A 19670-nucleotide genomic window follows, 5' to 3' on the forward strand; every position below is an offset into this window, starting at 1 on the left:
CGCATCGGCTCCCGCCGCCCGGACCGGGGCTGGGGGCCAATCTCAGGGCCCGTAGCTCAGTTGGTTAGAGCAGGGGACTCATAATCCCAAGGTCGCTGGTTCGAGTCCAGCCGGGCCCATCGCACACCATCGCAACTTCGCCTCTTACGTACTTGGTGTCGGGTGCCGTTTGGCAACGGACTTGGCAATCGCCTGCGCGCCGCGACGTCCCTTGCCCCACTTAGCGGCAGCCCCTCCGCAGACCGTATTCAGCCTGCACTCCGCAGTACGCTCCAACCCCTCTGCTGCTTGATTTCAAGAGTGTATCTTCATCATGCCCCCTCCGTGGACCCGGAGGTGCCGTGTGATGAGAACCCGCTGGATGTCTTCGACGCTGATCGGACTGTTCCTCTGGCTCACCGCCTGCACGAGCTACAAGCAGATTGCGATTGCCGATGTTGGGGAGCATGGAAAGGTCCGGGTAACGACGACGGGTGGAGAGCGACTGACCCTTCACAGCCCTTTTCTAGAAGCGGACAGCGTCAAAGGTCAACAGAACAAGGGCGTAGAGCACGCGGAGTGGAAAGTCCGCACGATAGCGGTAGGTGACGTGGCTGAAGTCGAAAGCACCCGGGTCAATATGGTGACCTCCACGCTGTTGGTCGTTGGAGTGAGCGGTGTCGCCTTTCTCCTGCTGGCAGCTGTGCAATGCAGCGGCGGTCGGTGCGATTGACCATCGCGGCTCTGCCTCACCTGCAGATCCCCACCAGCTGGAGGAGCAATGTTCGCACAGAATTCAAGCGCATTTCTCCTCGCGTCTGTCGTCGTGGCCGGGCTGTCCGCCTGCCAAGGCTGGCGGTCCCTGGAGCCTCCCTTCGCGCAGGCTGTCGTGGAGCAAGAACCGAGGAGGATACGTCTGACGCTGACCAATGACTCCCAAGTCGAGATGAGTCGGCCTGTGGTAGAATCAGACAGTCTTGTTGGCCAAGGCAACGGGGATGCGCGCGTCGCCGTAGCCGTCGAAGACGTTATCTCGGTCGATGAGCGCAGGACGAGTGCGCCGGCGACTGGTGCGCTGCTCATCGCCATCGGAGCCTTCGCCTACTACTGGATACATGCATATTGCTGCACTGGGACGTGAACGTGCTGTTCCTGTTCGCCATACTCCGCCGGTGGCCTGGATGGCGACGCCGGAGGGAGCGGCCAGGAGCGGCCAGGAGCGGCAGGCCCCATAGTCCGGGAGGTTCCATGTCCGATACGCTGATCGCCGGAGGTGCGCTGCTGGTCGCAGCCGTCGCGCTCGTCCTGTCCGTGGTGAGCAACGTGCGCGGTTACTCGCTCCACCAGCGCATGCTGGACCTGGAGCGCAGGGTTCGGAAGATGACGGGCCCGGGGGGTGACGGCGGCGATCCGGCCTGAGGGCGAGGACTGCTTCGGCCGACAGCGCCCCGGGGCCGCCTCGAACGGGACGAACAGACACGGAGGGGCCGCTCTCCGTCGCCTCGTTCGGGCGAACCCCGGGGCCGTGAGATCAGGGTCGCACGTCGACCGAATCACACCCCGCGAACGAGGGTCCGGACACGAGGGAGCCGGTGAGGCAGCCCTCCACATCTCCGACCTCGAATCCCAGATCACCGACCCGGTAGTGCGTCACGAAGTCGAGGTCACCGTCTTCGTCCACGTCCTGAAGATGGTCCTCCAACGCACACCCGATCGTCAGGTCATGAATCGGAGTGACGAACGGTCCGGACGGAGGTCCGAAGGCCAGTGAGGCGGGATCGATCGTCGAAGGATCGAATTCCCGGTCGGCCAGAAGCGCCACCGGCACCACGCCGCCCGAGTGGAGGAGGATCGAGTTGACTTCGGTGGCCGGCCGCACGTCGATGGCGACGGACGTCCCTTCGAGCGACGGCGAGCCGGTTTCGGTGAAGGGAGCGTCGTCGGCTTCGACTGCAGGCGCGGTCGGCTGCGGGTCCGAGAGCCCGGTGGTGTCGCTGCAGGCAACGGGCAGGAACAGGATCGCGAGAGCCCAGCGTGGTGTCATGATTGCCTCCCGGCATGGCCCGCCCTGCACGACAAGGACGACGCCACGCCCGCGAAGGTCACATCACGGGACTCGGCTGTGGCCCTTCAGGCTTCCTCGCCAGCCTCCGCCATGAGCGCAAGCTTGCGGTAAAGCGTTCTGCGGTCGATCCCGAGGAGGTCGGCCGCGTTTCCCTTGTGTCCGTCGGTGTGCTTCATGACCGCCCGGATGTACTGGCGTTCGAGCTCCCTCAGACCCCAGCCCCTCGCGATCACGCTGTTCAGTCCTGCGGCCACGCCGTTGGTCCGGGCGCTCGACCCGTACCCGAGGTGCTTCGGTTCGATACGCTTCGCGCCATCGGCCAGCACGAGCCCACGCTCCACGCAGTGCTTGAGCTGCCGGACGTTGCCGGGCCACTCCCGCGAGGCGAGCCATTCCATGCTGGCCGGCGAGAAGGGAACGACCGGGCACCCGGCTTCCCGCGCGAAGGAATCCCTGAAGTGAGACGCCATCTCGGGAATGTCTTCCACTCGCTCACGCAGAGGAGGGATTCGGATGCGCACCACGTTGAGGCGATAGAAGAGGTCCGAGCGGAAGTCGCCTCGCTCGACCAGCTCCTCCAGGTCCGCGTTGGTCGATGCGATCAGTCGGAAATCCACCGGGATGTCGTGTCCTCCGCCGATTCTCTGCATCCGGTGCTCCTCGACGACCCGCAGCAGCTTAGCCTGCATGCCGGGGCTCAGCGCGTCGATCTCGTCGAGAAACAACGTCCCTCCATGGGCCCGGGCCACCAGTCCTGCCTGGTCCGCGATCGCACCGGTGAAGCTGCCGCGCTTATGGCCGAACAGCTCGCTCTCCAGGAGAGCTTCCGGAAGTGCGGCACACAGAACCGGTGTGAGGCGGTGCCCGGACCTCTGGGAATGGAGATGGATGCACCGCGCTAGCAGTTCCTTTCCTGTTCCCGTCTCTCCGCACAGCAGCACCGTGAACTCGGTGCGGGCTATACGGTTGCAGAGGTCCATGAGGTCGTTGACTCCGCCCGACCTGCCCACGAAACCGCAACAGCGGCACCGCGAGTCTCCATCGTGCCCCCGGTCCCGGGACCACGTCCCGGAATCCGGATCCGAAGAGGCGCCTCGACGGGAGACGGAGCACGGGACCCGGTTTGAAGCCGGAACGTGGGGGTCCGTCACTGCCAGGCAGTCTCCGAAGAGGTCGGGCAGGGCGAGAAACACGAAGACCAGCGTGGCCCTGAGCATTCGTCACACTCCGATGCTGGACTTGGGGCCGCGACGTAACAAACGCCGATCGGGGAGAGGTCGGCAACCGGCTCGGGGGGTGCGTGTGGGGCCATACAGAGTATGCGCGAATGCGGCCGCCTCTGCAACGAAAATCGAGTGTGCGAAGTCGCATTCTGCGACATCCGAGAACGTGCGATCGAGTCCGTTCGCGACATCCCGGCGCTTCGGCATCCCTCCGCTCGTATCCTCGAATAGCCTGTCGCCAAACGAGTTGTGATTGTCCGGAGGCGTTCGGGCGAACCGGCCCGCTCGTTGCATCCCCTCGGGTCGAGGCAACGGGCGGAGCCAACCGGGCGCTCCCACCCACGCGGCCGCCAGCCTTCGACCGGTCGAAGCCGTCCGGTGGAACGAGGCTTCGACCCATAGATGGAAATCAGGGGCAGAAAGGGGCCGGCGTGATTGCGCCGAACAGTCGTGAAGAGCCCCACGAAGGGCTCGCGTAACGCGGAGGGGATCATGATGCCGTTACGCACCACATTCGCATGGACGCTCGCGTCCTTGCTCCTGGTCACAACAGCCTGCGACTCCAACCTGCCGACGGACGCTCCCGATGAGAACCCGAGCTTCGCCCCGGGGGGCGGAGGACGGCCTGGTGGGGAGACCGCCGGAAACAACCTCTCGTTCCCCGTCATCTGGTCCGAAGGGGTCACGAAGACGCTCCCGGGCACTCCGGGTATCGATCCCGTGCTCAACGGAGACTGGTGGTACTGGTGGGGTACCGCGGGAACCGACCCGAACGTGTACCCGCTCAGCTGCCGGCCGGATCCGGACGACGAGCTGTACTGTGACGACGGGGTTTCCGGAACGGTCGACCCGAATCAGCTCCCGGCTCCAGACCCCGCTCTGGTCAAGGCGTACGTACAGAAAGACCCGCTCAACGTCTGGCAGGCGTGGTCGGGAGACGCGATCGCGTCGGGCGAAGCCGAGCTGGACGGGAAGCTGTTCGTCGACTGGCTCGACTGGGGTGACAACCTGGAATCCGTCGACTGGTACACGCGCTCGCAGGTGAGGACCGAAGTCGTGCTCTTCCAGGACCTCACGGAAGCCAAGACCGAGTACGAGATGCGCCACGTGGATGGCTGGGGCATCGACGAAGTCCACGGGCTCGCCGAGGCGATCGGCGGCAGCTTCATCCTGGGTCCCGGAACGCAAGCTACGGTCTATTCGCCGTGTGCCCGCTTCGCGATCCAGAGGCTGCTCGTGGACCGCGGGGACGCGGCTCTGGCCGACCTGGTATGGGTGCCGGGTGAGGGCTGGACCGAGCCCGAGGGCTACGAGGACGAAGTGATCAACCCGCCCATCTTCAACATGGCCGTGCACGAGGCGGCCGACGGCCCGGGCTACTACAACGCCGAGATCAACGTCAAGGGCCGCATCATTTTCGGCTACACGTGGAACGTGCGGAAGCTGAACGAAGGAGCGGGCGATTACCGCCTCACCTTCAGCTTCGACGAGACCTGCGGGAACGCCACCCTGAACACCTTCTTCGTCGATGGAGTCACCGAGATCATGGTGCCTCTCGAGGAGGAACTGATCGCGGCCGCCGCTGAGGAAGGCGAAGAGCCCGGAGGCGGCGGTACCGGCGTGCTCGATTTCGCCAACAACCTGACCTACATGGACATCTCCATCCACGAGCGTGGCGGTGGTGGAGGAGGCGGCGGCAAGAAGGGCGGTGGTGGAGGTGGTGGTCCTCCTCCGGGACATGGAGGCAATCACTGAGAGCCGACGGTTGAATCCGTCCTGCGGCCCCGCACCCAGGCCCCGCCGGTCATGACCGGCGGGGTCGCAACCGGCGAAAAGAGGCGAAGACATGACAGGGAACGCACGACGCGCCCGGAGGCGCGGAACGGCATGGATCGGGACGATGACACTGGTGCTGGTGACCGCAACGGCGTGCACGGACTCGGCGCCTCTCGGTCCCGGGAATGACTGGCTGGCGGCGCGCGGGCGTCCCGGCCTGGCAGACGAGATCCGCTTCGTCGGGACCGTCGACCTGGTATGGCCCGGGGGCAAGGGCATGAATGCGCCGGACGACGATCGATACGCACAGGCCAGCCTGGCGGCCTTTCCCGGGGTCGAGCCCGGAAGCCCCGGCTCGGGGAACTTCGCCTACCGCGTCATCGCGGCGGACGGGACGCTGCACCGCGAGATCGGCGTGAAGCTGTTCTACGTGAGCGTCGACACGGAAGCGGACAGCGTCCGGTTCCTCGGGGAAGTGGTCTTCGATACCAAGCCGTGTGGCGGGTCCGGGCACGGGGCCGGAGGCTGCTCCGGGGAAGAGGGGGGCTGCTCCCACGACGATGGCACGACGCACGATGACGGGGGTTGCTCCCACGACGATGGCACGACGCACGATGACGGGGGCTGCTCCCACGACGATGGGGGCGACACCCACGACGGAGGTGGCTGTTCCGGTGGCGGTGCGACTGGAGGCCACGGCGAGCCGGGGGGCCCGGGCGGGTCCGAAGGCCATCCGAACGGCAGTGACTGCCGCATCGGCCAGGCGGTGATCGGTTGGGCGTTCGACAGCGGCAGCCGGGGGGTGAACGGGGACCGCATCTCCTGGAAGTGGTTCTATCCGGACGCACCGAAGGTCGTTCAGATCCGCTCGGCGATTGCTGCCGGAGACGAGATCGTCTGGCCCTGCAAACTGTGCGAGAAGGAGATCACGGGAGGAAACCTGAAGCTGATTCTCCGGTGAGCACGAACCCGGCAGGATCCGTGCGCCGGCGACGGCCACGGGGGGAACGCCCGCCCTGCCCATCCTGCCGGGCCCTTCCTGTCAGGGCGAACGGGCTCGCGGGCTCGTCCGTCCCTCTGCGGGCGAGCCCGCACCCGCCGACGGCCGTTCATACAGCGGGAGTGATGGCGTACGCGCCGTATCCGACGACCTGTCGACGATCGCCCGCCGTGTCACCCGAGTTTCGCAGGTCGAGTGGGGTCACCACGAGCCCACGCGCCGCCGCCGCGGCCAACAGCCCGTTCAGCGCCCGGAAGCCGCAGGCCCGCTGCCCATCGATCGATTCCACGTCGAAGCTCTCGATCGCTCGTCCCGTTTCGGCGTCCAACCTCCGGGCGGCGTCGTAGCCGTGGTAGTGACTCAGGTCGGTGCTTGCCACGATCAGCGTCTCGTCGCCATCCCATACGCAGTCCAGGGCCTCGGCGACCTGCGAAGGATTGGCCTCGCCCACGACGAGTGGGACCAGCCGGAAATCCTCCAGCGACAGCTGCAGAAACGGAAGGTGGACCTCGAGGCTGTGCTCCGAGGCATGGGCGTCGTCCCGTTGCCGCACGAACGGGAGCTCCTGCAGAGCGAGCACGGCTCCGAGGTCGATCTGTACGGGGCCGAGCGGCGTCAGAAAGTACTCGGCCGAGCTGGTGGCCAGGCCACGGAGGGCCACGTGATGGCTGGGTCCGAGAAGCACCACCCGCCGGAATTCTTCACGCCACGGTTCCAGGGTCCGGTACGCGGTGGCGGCGACCGGCCCCGAGTACATGTATCCCGCGTGAGGTGCGATGAGAGCCTTCGGACGGATCTCCACACCGCTGGGTGAAGAGCGTCGCAGGCAGTCCCGGAGTGCGCTTCGGAGAGCCGGGGCCCCCGAGGGATAGAAGGTGCCGGCGACCGCGGGTCGCCGCACTCTGCCGCTGTCGAGTTGCTCGGCGGTGAGATCCATGTTCCCGCTTTCCCCGTCCGTCGTCCCGCCAGGTGCGCGGGGCCGGCATTGCGCGGGCGGCTGAATGCGCTAGCCTGTAGGGACGTGGCCGGCCAAAGAGCCGGGTGACCGCGCCCCGATCCGTCAGTGGAGAGATACCGATCATGCGACCTATAGACCATACCCGATCCACCTCGGCAGTTCCCCTCTGGCTCGCGCTCGTCGTCGTCGCGGGAGCCTGCGGATCCAACCCCATCTATGAATTTGAGCCGACCGATGCCCCCCTGCGATACACTCTCGATGCGCAGGGTGGAAACGAGATCGAGACGCCGGCGGGCATCCAGAGCGCCTCGTTCAGCAGCGAGGCATCGCTCACGGTGGCGTTCGAGAAGGAGACGGAGGAAGGCACCCCGTTCACGATCACCATCGAGTCGATCGTGCTGAAGACGGGCGGAGACTTCGGCGGGGGCACGACCGATCTGTCGGATCAGCTCGCGGGCAAGCCGTTTCGCGGCACGATGGCCTGGGACGGCTCCATCACCTTCACGGAGGTCCCGGAGATCGACGCCGACAACCTCTCGGGGGCGGACATGCAGCGGGTCGCTTCCGCGCTCCTCTTCCCGTTGCCGCCCGGCGGCGATCTCGAGGTAGCCGAGTGGGAGCACAACGTGACCCTTCCGATGGGAGGGGGTCTGGAAGGCGAGTCGGTCTACAATGGCCTGATGTCTCTCGCGGGTGACACGGTGCTGAACGGCACCAAGGCGAAGATCCTCGTCTCGGAAGGCGTCATCGAGATGGAGGGCTCGGGCCAGCCGGAAGGTGCGCCGGCCGAAATCGACATGCTGAACGAGGTCGAGGCCCGAACCGTCTATTTCTGGGACCCGCAGCGCGGGGTCTTGCTCGCCGCGCAGGGAACGGGGAAGGGGGGAGGGAACATCTCGACCATGGGGTTCAGCATGCCCATGTCGACGCATTCCAGCCTCGATATTCAGCTATCCGTCGCGGACCCGGATGCGGCGGCGGAAGGGGAGGGGGATTCTCCGGCGGAAGGTGAGGGCTCGGCTGCGGGGAGCTCCGACGGCGAAGGGCAGTCTCCCTGAAGAGGCGAGTCACCGGGTCCCAGTCATGATTCGGATGCACGAGGGCCGCCCGGCGGGGCGGCCCTCGGCTTTTGCCGGACCGTCCGGGGTTACTCCTCCGGGTTCAGGATCTTCTCGATCCGGGCCAGAGAGTCCTGCAGGTGGAGACGGGTCATCCGGTCGTTCCCGGCCGCGAGCCGGCTTCGGATTTCGGTCTGGAGCGCCTCGAGCTCTCCGCGTGTCACGGCCCGGATGTCGGACTGGGACACGTCCACGGTCGTGAAGTACTCGTCGGCGCCCGGGAAGCTGAAGGTCGGGGCGGATGCCTCTCCGTTGAGGAGTTCGTCCATGCGCTCCAGGTAGCCGCGCTGCAGGTTCCGCCGGTACAGGCTGATGGATGCGCCGGTCCGCAGCTCCGTCCAGATGCCGCTCCGCACGTCTCCCACCATCTCCAGCAGCGAGTAGGTCTGTTCTCCGAAGCGCACTCGCGCCTCGATCAGGCGCTGCATGCGTCCGGCCTCGAGCACGTTGTCGAGAACCCCGACCTGCAGTCGGCGCACGCGCTCCACCGTGCCCACGTTCTCGATCCTGCCGAGGATCTCCTCGTCCACCAGCCAGGTGGGCGGGACGAACGCTTCGCGGTTGACGAACTCCATCGCCCGGCGCTGGGTTTCAGCCGGAATCGGCTCGTAGATGATCCCTTCCTGGCCCTGTCGCTTCCGCGTCCTCGTCACACCGCCGACGTTCGCGACCACGTGCCCGAGATACCGGTTCCACTGGGCCGCCACCTGGCCGTACAGCTCCTCGAGCTCGTCCCAGTCCCGTCCCTCCTCGTACGTCCACTCCATCAGTCCCGCCAGAACCCGCTTGAGGTTCGCGATGCCCAGTTCTCCGGCCTCCATGGCGTCGGAGCCGATCGCCTCGGTGAGCGATGTGGGGTCGATTCCGCTCGGGTCGCCGAACCAGTAGGTCGGGTCGTCCTCGTGCTCACGGATCCACGCGTCGAGGGTGGGCAGCTCGTCATCCGGGGTCGCCGCGTCGAGGATCGGCCGGTAGCCCCACTTGATCGAGTAATCGTCGTACGGACCGATGCGGGGATCGAAGCAGGCCCCCTCGTCTTCGGGCTGGGCCACGTAGTTGAAGCGGGCGTAGTCCATGATCGATGGGGCGACACCCATGCGGCATACGAAGCCCGGGGCCCTGAGCGAGTCCACCGGGTACGCCGAGCTGGCCTTCATGTTGTGGGGGAGACCCAGCGTGTGGCCGACCTCGTGCGCCGCCACGAAGCGGATCAGCTTGCCCATGACCTCGTCGGAGAACTTCACGGATCGGGCTTCGGGGTTGGCCGCCGCCGTCTGGATCAGGTACCAGTTGCGCAGCAGGTTGGCCACATTGTGGTACCACCCGATGTCGCTTTCCAGAATCTCTCCCGACCTCGGGTCGTGCACGTGAGGACCGAAGGCGTTCTGGACCTCGGAAGGGAACCACCGGATCACCGAGTAGCGGATGTCCTCGGGACTGAACTCCGGGTCCTCTTCCGCGGTCGGGGGGTCCCTGGCGATGATCGCGTTCTTGAAGCCCGCGTGCTCGAACGCCTGCTGCCAGTCCTCCACGCCCGCCTTGAGATACGGTCGCCACTTCTCGGGAGTGGCCGGGTCGATCCAGTACACGATCGGCTTCACGGGCTCCACGAGCTCCCCGCGTCGGAAGGCCGCGGTATCCGAGGGCTCGAGGCGGTAGCGGGTGATGTAGGTTCGGTCGACCGTCTTGTGGTCCGAGAGTCCGTAGTCGACCTGGTTAACGCTGAAGTACCCGACGCGCTCGTCGAACAGGCGAGGCTTCATCGGGACCTCGGGCAGCAGGACCATCGACACGTTCATTTCGACCGAGAGCGTGCCCGCCGAGGCATCCGAAGGCGGTGCCTTCGCGTTGTAGGTCAGGACGTGCCGCACCTCGATGTTCTTCGGAAAGCTCTTCACCCACTCGAGGTAGGAGCGGTCCTCGTCCAGGCTCGAGACCTTGTAGTTCTCTCTCGCCGCGGCCGACAGTCCGAGGACGGGGACATCGTCCACGAACAGGGGCGTCACCTCGATCACGAGGGCCGAGCTGTCCGCGTTCCACGCCTCGATGTCGAAGGCGGCGACGATCGGCTCGAAATTGGCGTTCTTCACGGCCATGTAGATCGGAAGCGAATCGGCCGCGACGTTCTCGTACGAGACGATCCGGAGCAGGACTTGCTCCTGGTTCCGCTGCCACCTGATCGTCTGCGTGTTGTTCTTCATCCCGCCGTAGCCGAAGTTCTGCGGCGCTCCTGACCGCCGGGAGACGATGAGCATCTCCCGGTCCAGCATGCCGAGCGGGACCTCGTAGTAGAGCTTTTCCTCGACCCGGTGCACGAGGAACAGCCCCGAGTCCGAGACCGCCTCGCTCGTGACGATCTCCGAGTAAGTCTTCTTCTCGTCGTCGCCGCTTCCGTTCGGCTTCCCGTTGTCGCCGGGGGCCTGCTGCGATCGGGCCGTGGCGCATCCGGCGGCCGCGACGGCCGCGATCAGCGCAAGTGTGAACCCACGTGTTCGCATGTTGCCTCGCTCGATGGGCGATGGTCGTCGGAGGCCGGCGCCGTGGCTGCACGGCGCCGGGTGGCTCTGCGAGGAGGAACACGCGGACACCGCCGCGAGTTGAGGCCGGGTGAACATCCCGGCGGTCCGCCGATGGCGGTGGAGAGGGTCAGCCGCCGGCCCAGCCCAACCGGTAGGCGAGCCCGATGGCGAACGTAGTGAAGGCTTCGCTGCCCGGTGGATTCTGGTGCCTCAGGTAGCCCCGGATCCCCGCCCCCCGGAAGACGGGGATGTAGGCCTCGAGAATCAGGTCGAACAGGGTACCGGACAGGTCGTCCGACCGGTCGCTGCTCACATCGCCCACGCCCACCACCGGCTGCAGGAGAAAGCCCTTCGCGGTCTCCCATGCCACCCCGGCATACACGCGGCCGTCCTTGTCCGAGTGGCGTCCGGTCTCGACCCAGTTGGTCCCGATCGTCTGTCCGTAGTTCCCCGAAGCCACGACGCTCAGTTGACGCGAGACGGGCGCCTTGAAACGTGCGAACACGATCCAGTCGTCCTCGTCGTACCACCGGCCGAGGTAGCCGCCCACGGCGAGCTTCGCCGACCTTCGATCTTCGCCGAACCGGATCGTCTGGGTCAGCCGGTACAGGTTCTGAGTGATGCTCGTCGAGTCGTCGATCGGGCTGAAGCTCTGCTCACGCTGACCGATGTCGATCGCCGTCCGGTAGCGCTGATCGGAGCCGTACCCGACGCTGCCGCCCGCGTACCAGCCGTCCCACTCGTCGTAGCCGCGTACGAGTTCCGGACTGTACGGTGCCAGCGAGCGATCCCAGCCTCCACGCAGCGAAATCACGGGACTGAACGCCACATCGAACGCCGCCCGGCGGATACCGCCCGAGTCGAGATTGCCAGACGTGCTGCCGCCCCACAGGCTGGCGTTCAGATAGCCCGGGGGACGGCTGAGATCCGCGATCTCGGTCTGCAGGTCTTCCCGGCTCGGGTCGATCTCTTTCGCCCGTTCGAACGCCCGGCTCGCGTCCTGCCTGCGTCCCTCCGCGACGTACGCGCGACCGAGCCCATCCCACGCGTCCGCGTCTCCAGGGCTCTGCCGGGTGGCGAACTCGAACCACGTCACGGCTTCGTCGGCCCGCCCCTGGGCGAGGAGCGCCTCGCCGAGCCCCATCTGGGCATCGGCTCTGCGGGGGGTGATCCCGAGCGCCTGCCGAAAACTCTGCTCGGCTGCCTGCGGGTCTCCCGCCTCGAGGCTCGCGTATCCGGCGGCCACGGCCCGGTCGTCGATCGACTCCACGGGTGGCGGCGGCAGCGCGGGAGGAGCGGCCTCTTCCGCCATCCGGGGCTCGACCGTCACCGGAACGGACGCCAGGACCGCAGCACCGACCCGCACCTGCCACGTCTGCGTCTCGACGTCGGGCGGGTCCGCTACGGAGACGCGGATCGTCCCGGCCGCGTCCGTCGTCCCGGTCGCGAGGACCGGGGGATCTTCTCCCGTGCCGGCCGTGAGCACCACGTCGGCTGCCGAGACCGGATTGCCGAAACGGTCCGAGATGGTGATCCCGAGCTCCGGCACGCTGTCTCCTTGCGCCCACTGCAATTCCGCGGGATCGACGTCCGCGACGGCCGGCGGTGCGGCGACCGTGGTCACGGTGATCCGCGTGGGACCCTCGACATCCAGACCCGACACGGAGACGGTGTATCGGGTCGCTCCCGTCGTTTGACCTGCCGAGACGCTGAAGAAAGCCCTGCCGCTCGCATTGGTCGACCGGGAGTAACGTGCTCCGTCTCCCGGTCCTCCGGAACCGACGAGCGTCACCGCCTGCCCGGCCACGGGGGCGCCCCCGCGTGACAGGTCGACCGTCAGCAGCGTCGTGTCGCCCGCGGTGGCGGTCGCCCGCGAGGCGTTGAGCCCGATGCGCACCGCCTGCGCCCGGCGGGCACACTCCTGTGCCGCCTCGATGAGTTCCTCGCTGGCGCCGAGGTTTCGAAGGTCCCGCCAGTCACGGTCCGTCGGTTCGAAGCTGAGGCAGTTCTCGCGCACGGTGGCCACCTTGGCGGCCGGGGGGTCGGGCGATACCACGACCTGGACGAGCTGACTCTTGCTAAGACCGGCATCCTGCGCGGTGGCCGTACCGGGAAGGACGACGAGGAGCGCGGCGACCGGGCCGAACAGGATCGGGAACTTCATCGAGCGGCTCACGAGCCCACCACCCGGAGCTGGGTCGGTGCGGCCGGAGGAATGGAATCCTCGGCGGGGAAGGTCCGTGCGCTCACGTTCTCACTCCGCTGTCCCTCGATCTCTTCTCCGTTCACCGCGGAGACGGAGTAGGTGTAGTTCGTGTTCTGCTCGAGTCCCGTGTCGGCGAACGACGTTCCCGGCACGCTGCCGATCTGCACATCGTCCCGATACACAATATAGCGGTCGACGCCCGATTCCGGGTCCTCGGACGCACTCCAGGTGAGGTTGATCTGTGTCTGGCTGGCCGCCTCGGCCTGCAGATCCGAGGGCGCGGTCGGTCCGCTTGCGTCCGCGGTGGTGGCGCTCGCCGGTGCGCTGAGGCTTCCCTGCAGCCCATCTCCGTTGACCGCCGAGACCCGATACTCGTACGTCGTCGCCGGCTGGAGATTCGAGTCGGTGTAGGTCGTCTCCGTGGTGGTGCCGATCTCCAGACCCTCCCGGAATATCTTGTACCCTGCGATCCCGGACTCCGGGTCCTCCGCTGCGGTCCAGGACAGGTCGATGCGGTCCGTGCCCACGGCCTCGGCGGTCAGGTCCGACGGAGCCGTCGGACCCGTGCCATCGAAGGTGCGGGCGTCCGTGGTCGCACTGGGTGGACTCTCGAGCCCGTCGCCGTTCACCGCCACGACGAAGTACTCGTAGCGGGTTCCGGGAGCGAGGCCGTCATCCTGGAAGACCGTCTGCTCGGTGATCCCGACCTCATCTCCGTCCCGGAAGACCCGATATCCGGCGACCCCGCTCTCCGGGTCCGACGAAGCCGACCAGCTCAGGTCGATGCGCTCCGTTCCGACCGGCGTGGCCACGAGATCCTGCGGCGCCGTCGGCGGCGACGCATCGTTCGTGGTCGCTCGAGCCGGATCGCTGAACGGACTCTCGAGCCCGTCCCCGTTCACGGCCCGCACCCGGTACGTGTACTCGGTGGCCGGGCTGAGACCGGTGTCGGTGAAGCTCGTCTGGGCCGTCTGGCCGACCTCGCTGCCCTCGCGGAAGATCCGGTACCCGACCACGCCCGACTCGGGGTCCGACGACGCCGACCAGGTCAGGTCGATTCGGTCCGTGCCCGCGGCGGTGGCCGCCAGGTCGGTGGGCGTCGTCGGAGGGCTGCCGTCCGCCGTCGTGGCCGACGTCGGAGGGCTAAGTCCGCTCTCGAGCGCCTCGCCGTTCACCGCGCGAACCCGGTACGTATAGGTGGTTGCCGGGTCGAGTCCTCCGTCCGCGTACGTTGTCTGCGCCGTCGTACCGATCTCCACCCCGCCTCGATAGACGCGGTAGCCGGCGATTCCCGTCTCGGGGTCGGAGGAGGGGGTCCAGCTCAGCTCCACGGTGGTGGCCCCGGTCGCCCGGGCGTCCAGTCCCGTTGGCACGGTCGGCGGGCTGCCGTCCAGCGTTCGAGCCTGGGCGGCATCGCTGGGATCGCTCTCGAGGCCCTCGGCGTCCAGCGCGGTCACCGTGTACGTGTAGGTCGTGTATCCCTCCCGTCCGGTGTCCTGGTAGGACGTCACGAGGCCGAGGTCCACGATCGGGCTGCCATCGCGGTAGACCCGGTATCCGATGAGATCGTTCGCCGCCGCCGCGGTCCATGAGAGGTCGATCTGCGACGCGCTCACGGCCGTCGCCTCGAGGCCGGTGGGAGCAGGTGGCGGCTGCGGGTCCAGCGTGCTCACGTTGCGCGGCGAGCTGGTGCTGCTCTCGTACCCGTCTCCGTTCACCGCCGAGACCCGGTACGTGTACGTGGTGGACGGCGTGAGGCCGGTATCCGACCAGGTCGTGCCCGCGACGCGCGCCACCTCGGCGCTTTCGCGGTATACGACGTACTCGGCGACCCCGCTCTCCGGGTCGGCGGACGAGGTCCAGGCGAGATCGATCTGCGTGGTGCTCACGCCCGTGGCCGTCACGATGTCGGGGCGTGGGCTCGGAGGCGTGTCATCCAGGGTACGCGCGGTCACGGTGTTGCTCGGACCGGTCTCCGTACCGGACACGACGGCCGTGACGTAGTACTGGTACTCGGTGAACGACTCCAGACCCGTGTCGGAATAGGACGAGATCACCTCATCGGTCGCCACCAGACCGCCGTTCCGGTACACGTTGTAGGTTACGAAGAGGCCGCTTCCGGTCCAGTCGAGATCGATCTGGCTCCCGCTCACCGCGGTGGCCGAGAGGTTCGACGGCGCCGTCTGGGTGAAGCCGGGGCGAGCGGCGAACAGGCCGAGCAGAGCGCTCAGCCACAGGATGACGGCCAGGCGCACGCCGGGTCTCCGGCCGACTCGCGCGTTCACGGACCCACCTCCACGGGAAGCGGATCCGAGAAGTCGCTCTCGTTGCCGTCGAGGTCCAGTGCGGTCACGGCGAACAGGTAGCTTCCGGCTTCGAGACCGGTCACCGTGAATCGCGTCTCCGCCCCCACGTCCACCATCTCGCCTTCCGACTCGGTCCCGGCATCCGGCGAGTAGTAGAGACGATAACCCGCGAGGTCATCGAGGGGGCGCCCGACCGCGTCGACCGTCGGAGCGTCCCATTCGAGGGTCACGGAATACCGGTCCGTGGGGTGCGTGGGCGCTCCGGACTCAGGTGCGTCCGGCGCGCACGAGGAGCCGGCGAGCAATGCGAAGGCCGCGGCCACCAGGCCTCGAATCAGGGATGTGTTGCGGTCGTACCACATGGATTGCCGTCATTCGTTTGTCCGCCGCCACACGGCGAACGCCTCCAGAAGTCCGGTCACGACGTGGTCTGGCTGCTGATCCAGTTCCGCCTGCCGGCACGCGCGGAGGAGTAGAAGGCAAGGTTCCTGCCAATCCGGAGTCCGGTTCGGAGGTCGCCCGGGAGGTGGGGATCGTGGTGCGGGAGGACCTACGGGTTCACGACGCGGAGCCCGGTGGGAGGCGCGGGCGGCACCGTGTCCACCTCGCCTGTCGTCGCGGCGCTGACCTCGGCGCTCGGCAGCCCCTCCAGGCCCCCGGAGTCGACGCTCGCCACGGTGTACCGATAGGTGGTGCCGGGCTGCAGTCCGGTGTCGATGAACGCCGTGGAGGTGACGGAGCCGACGAAGCTTCCGTCGCGGTACACGTTGTAGCTCGCCACGGACACGCCCGGGGCCACCCAGGCCAGGGTGATCCGGTTCGGCCCGTCGGGCGTCGCCGTCAGGTCGGTTGGCGGCGGTGGCCCTTCCGGCTCTTCCGTGGTCGCCGTGGCGGGGTCGCTCAGGTCACTCTCGAGGCCGTCGCCATTCACCGCCGACACCCGGTACTCGTACGTCGTGCCGGCCTGGAGGCCGATGTCGACGTACTCCGCGGCCGTCGGCGTCGCGATCTCTTCACCGTCCCTGAAGACCCGGTAATTCGCGATTCCCGACTCCGCGTCCTCCGACGGGTTCCAGGACAGCGAGATGCTCTCCGTCGAAAGCGCCGTGGCCGTGAGCCCGGTCGGCACGGTGGGACCGCTTCCATCCGGCGTCGTCGCGGACGCCGGGTCGCTCGGCTCCCCTTCCACTCCGGCGCCGTTGATGGCCGAGACGCGATACTCGTAGGTAGTTCCGGGCGTGAGCTCGCCATCTTGATACGTGGTCGCCTGCGTGACGGTCACCTCGTTCCCATCCCGGAAGACCCGGTAGCCGGAAATGCCCGACTCCTCGTCCGCCGCCGGAGTCCAGCTCACGTCGATCCGCGTGCTGCCCACGGCGGACGCAACGACGGCCCCTGGCGCCGTGGGCGGAGTGAAGTCGGGCGTTGTCACGCTCGCCGGGTCGCTCGCGGCGCTCTCGTCTCCGTCTTCACCGACCGCGGTCACCGTGTAGGCGTACGTCGTGAACGGATCGAGACCCTCGTCGCGATACGCCGGGGTCGTCGTCTCGGCCAGGAAGCTGCCGTTCCGGTATACGCGGTAGCCATCCAGGTCGCTTTCGTCCGGATGCCGGTCCCACGTCAGGTCGACCGTCGAGTCGTCGATGGCTGTCGCCTCCAGCCCGGTCGGCGGATCCGGGGGCGGCCTGGAGGTCGTCTTGACCTCGATCGGCCCGGCTGGCGAGCCTTCATCTCCCTGGCCATTCACGGCCGACACTTCGTAACTGTAGACCTGATCCGTCTCCAGGCCCTCGTCCTCGTAGCTCGTCGCCGTGGTGCGATCGACTTCGCTTCCGTCCCGGTAGACGACGTACTCGGAAATGCCCGTTTGCGGATCGCTCGCGGCCGTCCACGACAGGGAGATCCGGCTCGGACTCACTCCGGAGCCCTGGAGATTACCGGGAGACGTGGGCGGCGACCCGTCCAGGGTGCGTTCGGACACCGTGTTGCTGCCGTCGCTCTCGTCCCCTCCGGAGTTCACGGCCGTCACGTAGTACTGGTAGGCGGTGTAGCTGGTCAGGCCCGTGTCCCGGAAGCTCGTGCCGGTGGGCGAGGCGACGCGCGCGCCGTTCCGGTACACGCGGTACCCCGTGACGCCGGACGCATCGGCGGGCGGGTTCCAGGAGAGGTCGATGGCGCTCGCGCTCACCGCGGAGGCCGACAGGTTCCGGGGGGCTCCCGGCGCCGGCTCACCCTCCGTACGGACGACCACCGGGCCGGCCCGGTTGCCTTCGGCGCCCTGGCCGTTCACCGCCGAGACCTGGTAGCTGTACTGCGTGTCCGAGGTGAGCCCACCGTCGGTGTAGCTCAGGCTGGAAGTTCGTCCGATCTCGTTGCCGCCCCGGTAGACGATGTACTCGTCGATGCCGGTTTGCGGGTCGCTCGCCGCCGTCCACGACAGCGCAATCTGGGTCTGGCTCACGGCCGAGCCCTCCAGACTTCCCGGCGCTGTCGGCGGCGATCCGTCCAGGGTGCGTTCGGACACCGTGTTGCTGGCGTCGCTCTCGTCGCCGCCCGGCCCCACGGCCGTCACGTAGTACTGGTAGACGGTGTAGCTCGACAGGCCCGTATCCCGGAAGCTCGTCCCCCCTGGTGAGGCGATGCGCGTGCCGTTCCGGTACACGCGATACGACACCACGTTCGAGGCATCGGCGGGCGGGCTCCAGACGAGGTCGATGGCGCTCGCGTTCACCGCGGAGGCCGAGAGATTCCGGGGCGCGTCCGGCGTCGGGTCGGCCAGAGTCCGGACCTGGACGGGACCGGCCTTGTTCCCCTCGGCGCCCTGACCGTTCACGGCCGAGACCTCGTAGCTGTACTGCGTGTCCGACGTGAGTCCGTTGTCGATGAACGAGAGGGTCGAGGTTCGTCCGATCTCGCTGCCACCCCGGTATACGACGTACTCATCGATGCCGGTCTGGGGATCGCTGGCCGCCGTCCACGACAGCGAGATCTGGGTCTGGCTCGTGGCCGAGCCCTGGAGGTTCCCCGGCGCCGTGGGCGGCGATCCGTCCAGGGTGCGTTCGGACACCGTGTTGCTGGCGTCGCTCTCGTCCCCTCCGGAGTTCACGGCCGTCACGTAGTACTGGTAGACGGTGTAGCTCGTCAGGCCGGTGTCCCGGAAGCTCGTGCCGGTGGGCGAGGCGACGCGCGTGCCGTTCCGGTACACGCGATACCCCGTGACACCGGCCGCATCGGCGGGCGGGTTCCAGGAGAGGTCGATGGCGCTCGCGCTCACCGCGGAGGCCGAGAGATTCCTCGGTGGGTCCGGGGGCGGCTCACCCAGCGTCCGAACTTGTATGGGCCCGGCCCGGCTTCCCTCGTCGCCGGCGTTGTTGATGGCGGAGACCGCGTAGCCGTACTGCGTATCCGGCGTGAGCCCATCGTCCGCATAGGAGAGGCTGGTGGTCCGGGCGATCTCGGAGCCGTTCCGGTACACGACGTACCGGTCGACCCCCGATTGGGGATCGGAGGCGGCCGTCCAGGTAAGCGAGATCCGGGTGGAGCTCACCGCCGATCCCTGGAGGTTGCCCGGCGTCGTCGGCGGTGATCCGTCCAGCGTGCGTTCCGAGACGACGGCGCTGGGCGAGCTCTCGTTCCCCGCGCTGTTGGCGCCCGTGATGTAGTACGAATACACGGTCCACGGCTGCAGGCCCGTGTCGGAGAAGGAGCTTCCCGGCGCGTCGACAGTGCCCGCCAGCGAGCCGTTCGCGTAGTAGATCCGGTACTCCACGACCTGGGGACTGTTGACGGGCGTCCAACTGAGATCGATCCGGTTGGGGCTGACCGCGATCGCTTCGAGCGTCTCCGGACCGGGCACGGGCTGGACCTGTGCACGGACGGACGCCGGAGCCGCGACCGAGAGCGCGGCGGCCATCATGGCGGAAGCGAACCGCGTCCGCCGCATGCTCACGGGCCGACCTCCACCTGGAGGGGTGCGGACGGATCGCTCTGGTTACCGGCCGTGTCGACAGCGGCCACGGCGAAGTAATAGGTTCCTTCCGGGAGCCCGGAAACCGTGATCCGGGCCTCGAGACCGACCTCGACGGCCGTCCCCTCCGGCCCCGAGGGTGGGAGCGTTCGGGAGTAGTAGAGCCGATATCCATCGAGGTCGCTGAGGGGTCGCCCCATCGCATCCAGCGTGGGCGGGTCCCACTCCAGCGTCACCGAGTAACCGTCGGAGGGATGGGTGGGAAGTCCTCCATCCGGGGCGTCCGGCGAGCACCCGAGGGGAAGAGCGAGCGCCGCGATCGCGCACGCCACCAGGATCCTCCGCCCGATTCTCGGTCCGCCTCGACTCATTCGTGCTCCATCCACTCTGGGTCGTCCGTGGCCCACCGACACCCGTCCCGCGTCCATGACCGCGGGGGACCGACAGGAGAGGTTGCGAAGCGGACGGCGTCCGCCCCGATGCGCCTGCAACCGTCGGGTCCAAAATATAGTGGATCGAGCCGGTGTTCGCCTCTTTTTGCCAGGATCGACCT

The 19670-nt window shown here is 67.5% G+C and carries 15 protein-coding genes and 1 tRNA gene; 7 read left to right on the forward strand and 9 right to left on the reverse strand.

Annotated elements, in window-relative coordinates:
* Positions 1 to 45: 45 nt before the first annotated feature.
* The 4 genes from AC36XV_RS04010 to AC36XV_RS04025 all read left to right on the forward strand — a co-directional run bounded on the left by AC36XV_RS04010 (position 46) and on the right by AC36XV_RS04025 (position 1398).
* Positions 46 to 119 (forward strand) — tRNA-Ile (locus AC36XV_RS04010).
* A gap of 227 nt (positions 120 to 346) precedes the next feature.
* A complete protein-coding gene (locus AC36XV_RS04015) occupies positions 347 to 712 on the forward strand; it encodes a hypothetical protein (protein ID WP_492202387.1) in 366 nt (121 codons plus the stop codon).
* Between the two features lie 48 nt (positions 713 to 760).
* On the forward strand, positions 761 to 1120 hold the full coding sequence (locus AC36XV_RS04020; protein WP_492202388.1) for a hypothetical protein: 360 nt from the start codon (positions 761 to 763) through the stop codon (positions 1118 to 1120).
* Between the two features lie 107 nt (positions 1121 to 1227).
* Positions 1228 to 1398 (forward strand): hypothetical protein, encoded by a 171-nt coding sequence (locus AC36XV_RS04025; RefSeq protein ID WP_492202389.1) that lies wholly within the window; start codon positions 1228 to 1230, stop codon positions 1396 to 1398.
* 112 nt (positions 1399 to 1510) lie between these two features.
* Here the strand turns inward: AC36XV_RS04025 and AC36XV_RS04030 are convergent, their stop codons facing one another.
* Both AC36XV_RS04030 and AC36XV_RS04035 read right to left on the reverse strand, forming a co-directional pair.
* On the reverse strand, positions 1511 to 2023 hold the full coding sequence (locus AC36XV_RS04030) for a hypothetical protein (protein ID WP_492202390.1): 513 nt from the start codon (positions 2021 to 2023) through the stop codon (positions 1511 to 1513).
* 86 nt (positions 2024 to 2109) lie between these two features.
* Positions 2110 to 3261, reverse strand: a complete 1152-nt coding sequence (locus tag AC36XV_RS04035; RefSeq protein ID WP_492202391.1) for a sigma-54 interaction domain-containing protein — start codon at positions 3259 to 3261, stop codon at positions 2110 to 2112.
* Between the two features lie 498 nt (positions 3262 to 3759).
* On the opposite strand from AC36XV_RS04035, the gene AC36XV_RS04040 reads away from it, so the two are divergent.
* Together AC36XV_RS04040 and AC36XV_RS04045 are read left to right on the forward strand one after the other, a co-directional pair.
* Positions 3760 to 5022, forward strand: coding sequence for a hypothetical protein (locus AC36XV_RS04040; RefSeq protein WP_492202392.1), 1263 nt, complete (start codon positions 3760 to 3762; stop codon positions 5020 to 5022).
* Positions 5023 to 5167: 145 nt separating this feature from the next.
* On the forward strand, positions 5168 to 6004 hold the full coding sequence (locus AC36XV_RS04045; RefSeq protein ID WP_492202393.1) for a hypothetical protein: 837 nt from the start codon (positions 5168 to 5170) through the stop codon (positions 6002 to 6004).
* 148 nt (positions 6005 to 6152) lie between these two features.
* Here AC36XV_RS04045 and amrB read toward each other — a convergent pair whose 3' ends face one another.
* Entirely contained in the window at positions 6153 to 6980 is an 828-nt protein-coding gene (amrB, locus tag AC36XV_RS04050; protein WP_492202394.1) for an AmmeMemoRadiSam system protein B, read from the reverse strand.
* 143 nt (positions 6981 to 7123) lie between these two features.
* Between amrB and AC36XV_RS04055 the strand changes: the two genes are divergently transcribed.
* Entirely contained in the window at positions 7124 to 8059 is a 936-nt protein-coding gene (locus AC36XV_RS04055; RefSeq protein WP_492202395.1) for a hypothetical protein, read from the forward strand.
* 89 nt (positions 8060 to 8148) lie between these two features.
* Here the strand turns inward: AC36XV_RS04055 and AC36XV_RS04060 are convergent, their stop codons facing one another.
* The 6 genes from AC36XV_RS04060 to AC36XV_RS04085 all read right to left on the reverse strand — a co-directional run bounded on the left by AC36XV_RS04060 (position 8149) and on the right by AC36XV_RS04085 (position 19488).
* Positions 8149 to 10617: a zinc-dependent metalloprotease gene (locus AC36XV_RS04060; protein WP_492202396.1), complete on the reverse strand. Its 2469-nt coding sequence runs from the start codon at positions 10615 to 10617 to the stop codon at positions 8149 to 8151.
* Between the two features lie 148 nt (positions 10618 to 10765).
* A complete protein-coding gene (locus AC36XV_RS04065) occupies positions 10766 to 12814 on the reverse strand; it encodes a tetratricopeptide repeat protein (RefSeq protein ID WP_492202397.1) in 2049 nt (682 codons plus the stop codon).
* On the reverse strand, positions 12811 to 15129 hold the full coding sequence (locus AC36XV_RS04070; protein WP_492202398.1) for a fibronectin type III domain-containing protein: 2319 nt from the start codon (positions 15127 to 15129) through the stop codon (positions 12811 to 12813). Before AC36XV_RS04070 ends, AC36XV_RS04065 begins: the two co-directional genes overlap by 4 nt.
* Positions 15126 to 15512, reverse strand: coding sequence for a fibronectin type III domain-containing protein (locus tag AC36XV_RS04075; RefSeq protein ID WP_492202399.1), 387 nt, complete (start codon positions 15510 to 15512; stop codon positions 15126 to 15128). The genes AC36XV_RS04070 and AC36XV_RS04075 overlap by 4 nt, the downstream gene beginning before the upstream one ends.
* Before the next feature lie 188 nt (positions 15513 to 15700).
* Positions 15701 to 19093 carry a fibronectin type III domain-containing protein gene (locus tag AC36XV_RS04080; RefSeq protein ID WP_492202408.1) on the reverse strand — a complete coding sequence of 1131 codons (3393 nt, stop codon included), beginning with the start codon at positions 19091 to 19093 and terminating at the stop codon, positions 15701 to 15703.
* A gap of 2 nt (positions 19094 to 19095) precedes the next feature.
* Positions 19096 to 19488: a fibronectin type III domain-containing protein gene (locus AC36XV_RS04085; RefSeq protein ID WP_492202400.1), complete on the reverse strand. Its 393-nt coding sequence runs from the start codon at positions 19486 to 19488 to the stop codon at positions 19096 to 19098.
* Positions 19489 to 19670 lie beyond the last annotated feature (182 nt).

This window comes from Candidatus Benthicola sp., assembly GCF_058719085.1.

Excerpts from the sequence above, each read along its gene's own strand:
- AC36XV_RS04015 (WP_492202387.1), top strand. The coding sequence starts at position 347 with ATGAGAACCCGCTGGATGTCTTCGACGCTGATCGGACTGTTCCTCTGG.
- AC36XV_RS04020 (WP_492202388.1), top strand. The coding sequence starts at position 761 with ATGTTCGCACAGAATTCAAGCGCATTTCTCCTCGCGTCTGTCGTCGTG.
- AC36XV_RS04025 (WP_492202389.1), top strand. The coding sequence starts at position 1,228 with ATGTCCGATACGCTGATCGCCGGAGGTGCGCTGCTGGTCGCAGCCGTC.
- AC36XV_RS04030 (WP_492202390.1), bottom strand. The coding sequence starts at position 2,023 with ATGACACCACGCTGGGCTCTCGCGATCCTGTTCCTGCCCGTTGCCTGC.
- AC36XV_RS04035 (WP_492202391.1), bottom strand. The coding sequence starts at position 3,261 with ATGCTCAGGGCCACGCTGGTCTTCGTGTTTCTCGCCCTGCCCGACCTC.
- AC36XV_RS04040 (WP_492202392.1), top strand. The coding sequence starts at position 3,760 with ATGATGCCGTTACGCACCACATTCGCATGGACGCTCGCGTCCTTGCTC.
- AC36XV_RS04045 (WP_492202393.1), top strand. The coding sequence starts at position 5,168 with ATGACACTGGTGCTGGTGACCGCAACGGCGTGCACGGACTCGGCGCCT.
- amrB (WP_492202394.1), bottom strand. The coding sequence starts at position 6,980 with ATGGATCTCACCGCCGAGCAACTCGACAGCGGCAGAGTGCGGCGACCC.
- AC36XV_RS04055 (WP_492202395.1), top strand. The coding sequence starts at position 7,124 with ATGCGACCTATAGACCATACCCGATCCACCTCGGCAGTTCCCCTCTGG.
- AC36XV_RS04060 (WP_492202396.1), bottom strand. The coding sequence starts at position 10,617 with ATGCGAACACGTGGGTTCACACTTGCGCTGATCGCGGCCGTCGCGGCC.
- AC36XV_RS04075 (WP_492202399.1), bottom strand. The coding sequence starts at position 15,512 with ATGTGGTACGACCGCAACACATCCCTGATTCGAGGCCTGGTGGCCGCG.
- AC36XV_RS04080 (WP_492202408.1), bottom strand. The coding sequence starts at position 19,093 with ATGCGGCGGACGCGGTTCGCTTCCGCCATGATGGCCGCCGCGCTCTCG.
- AC36XV_RS04085 (WP_492202400.1), bottom strand. The coding sequence starts at position 19,488 with ATGAGTCGAGGCGGACCGAGAATCGGGCGGAGGATCCTGGTGGCGTGC.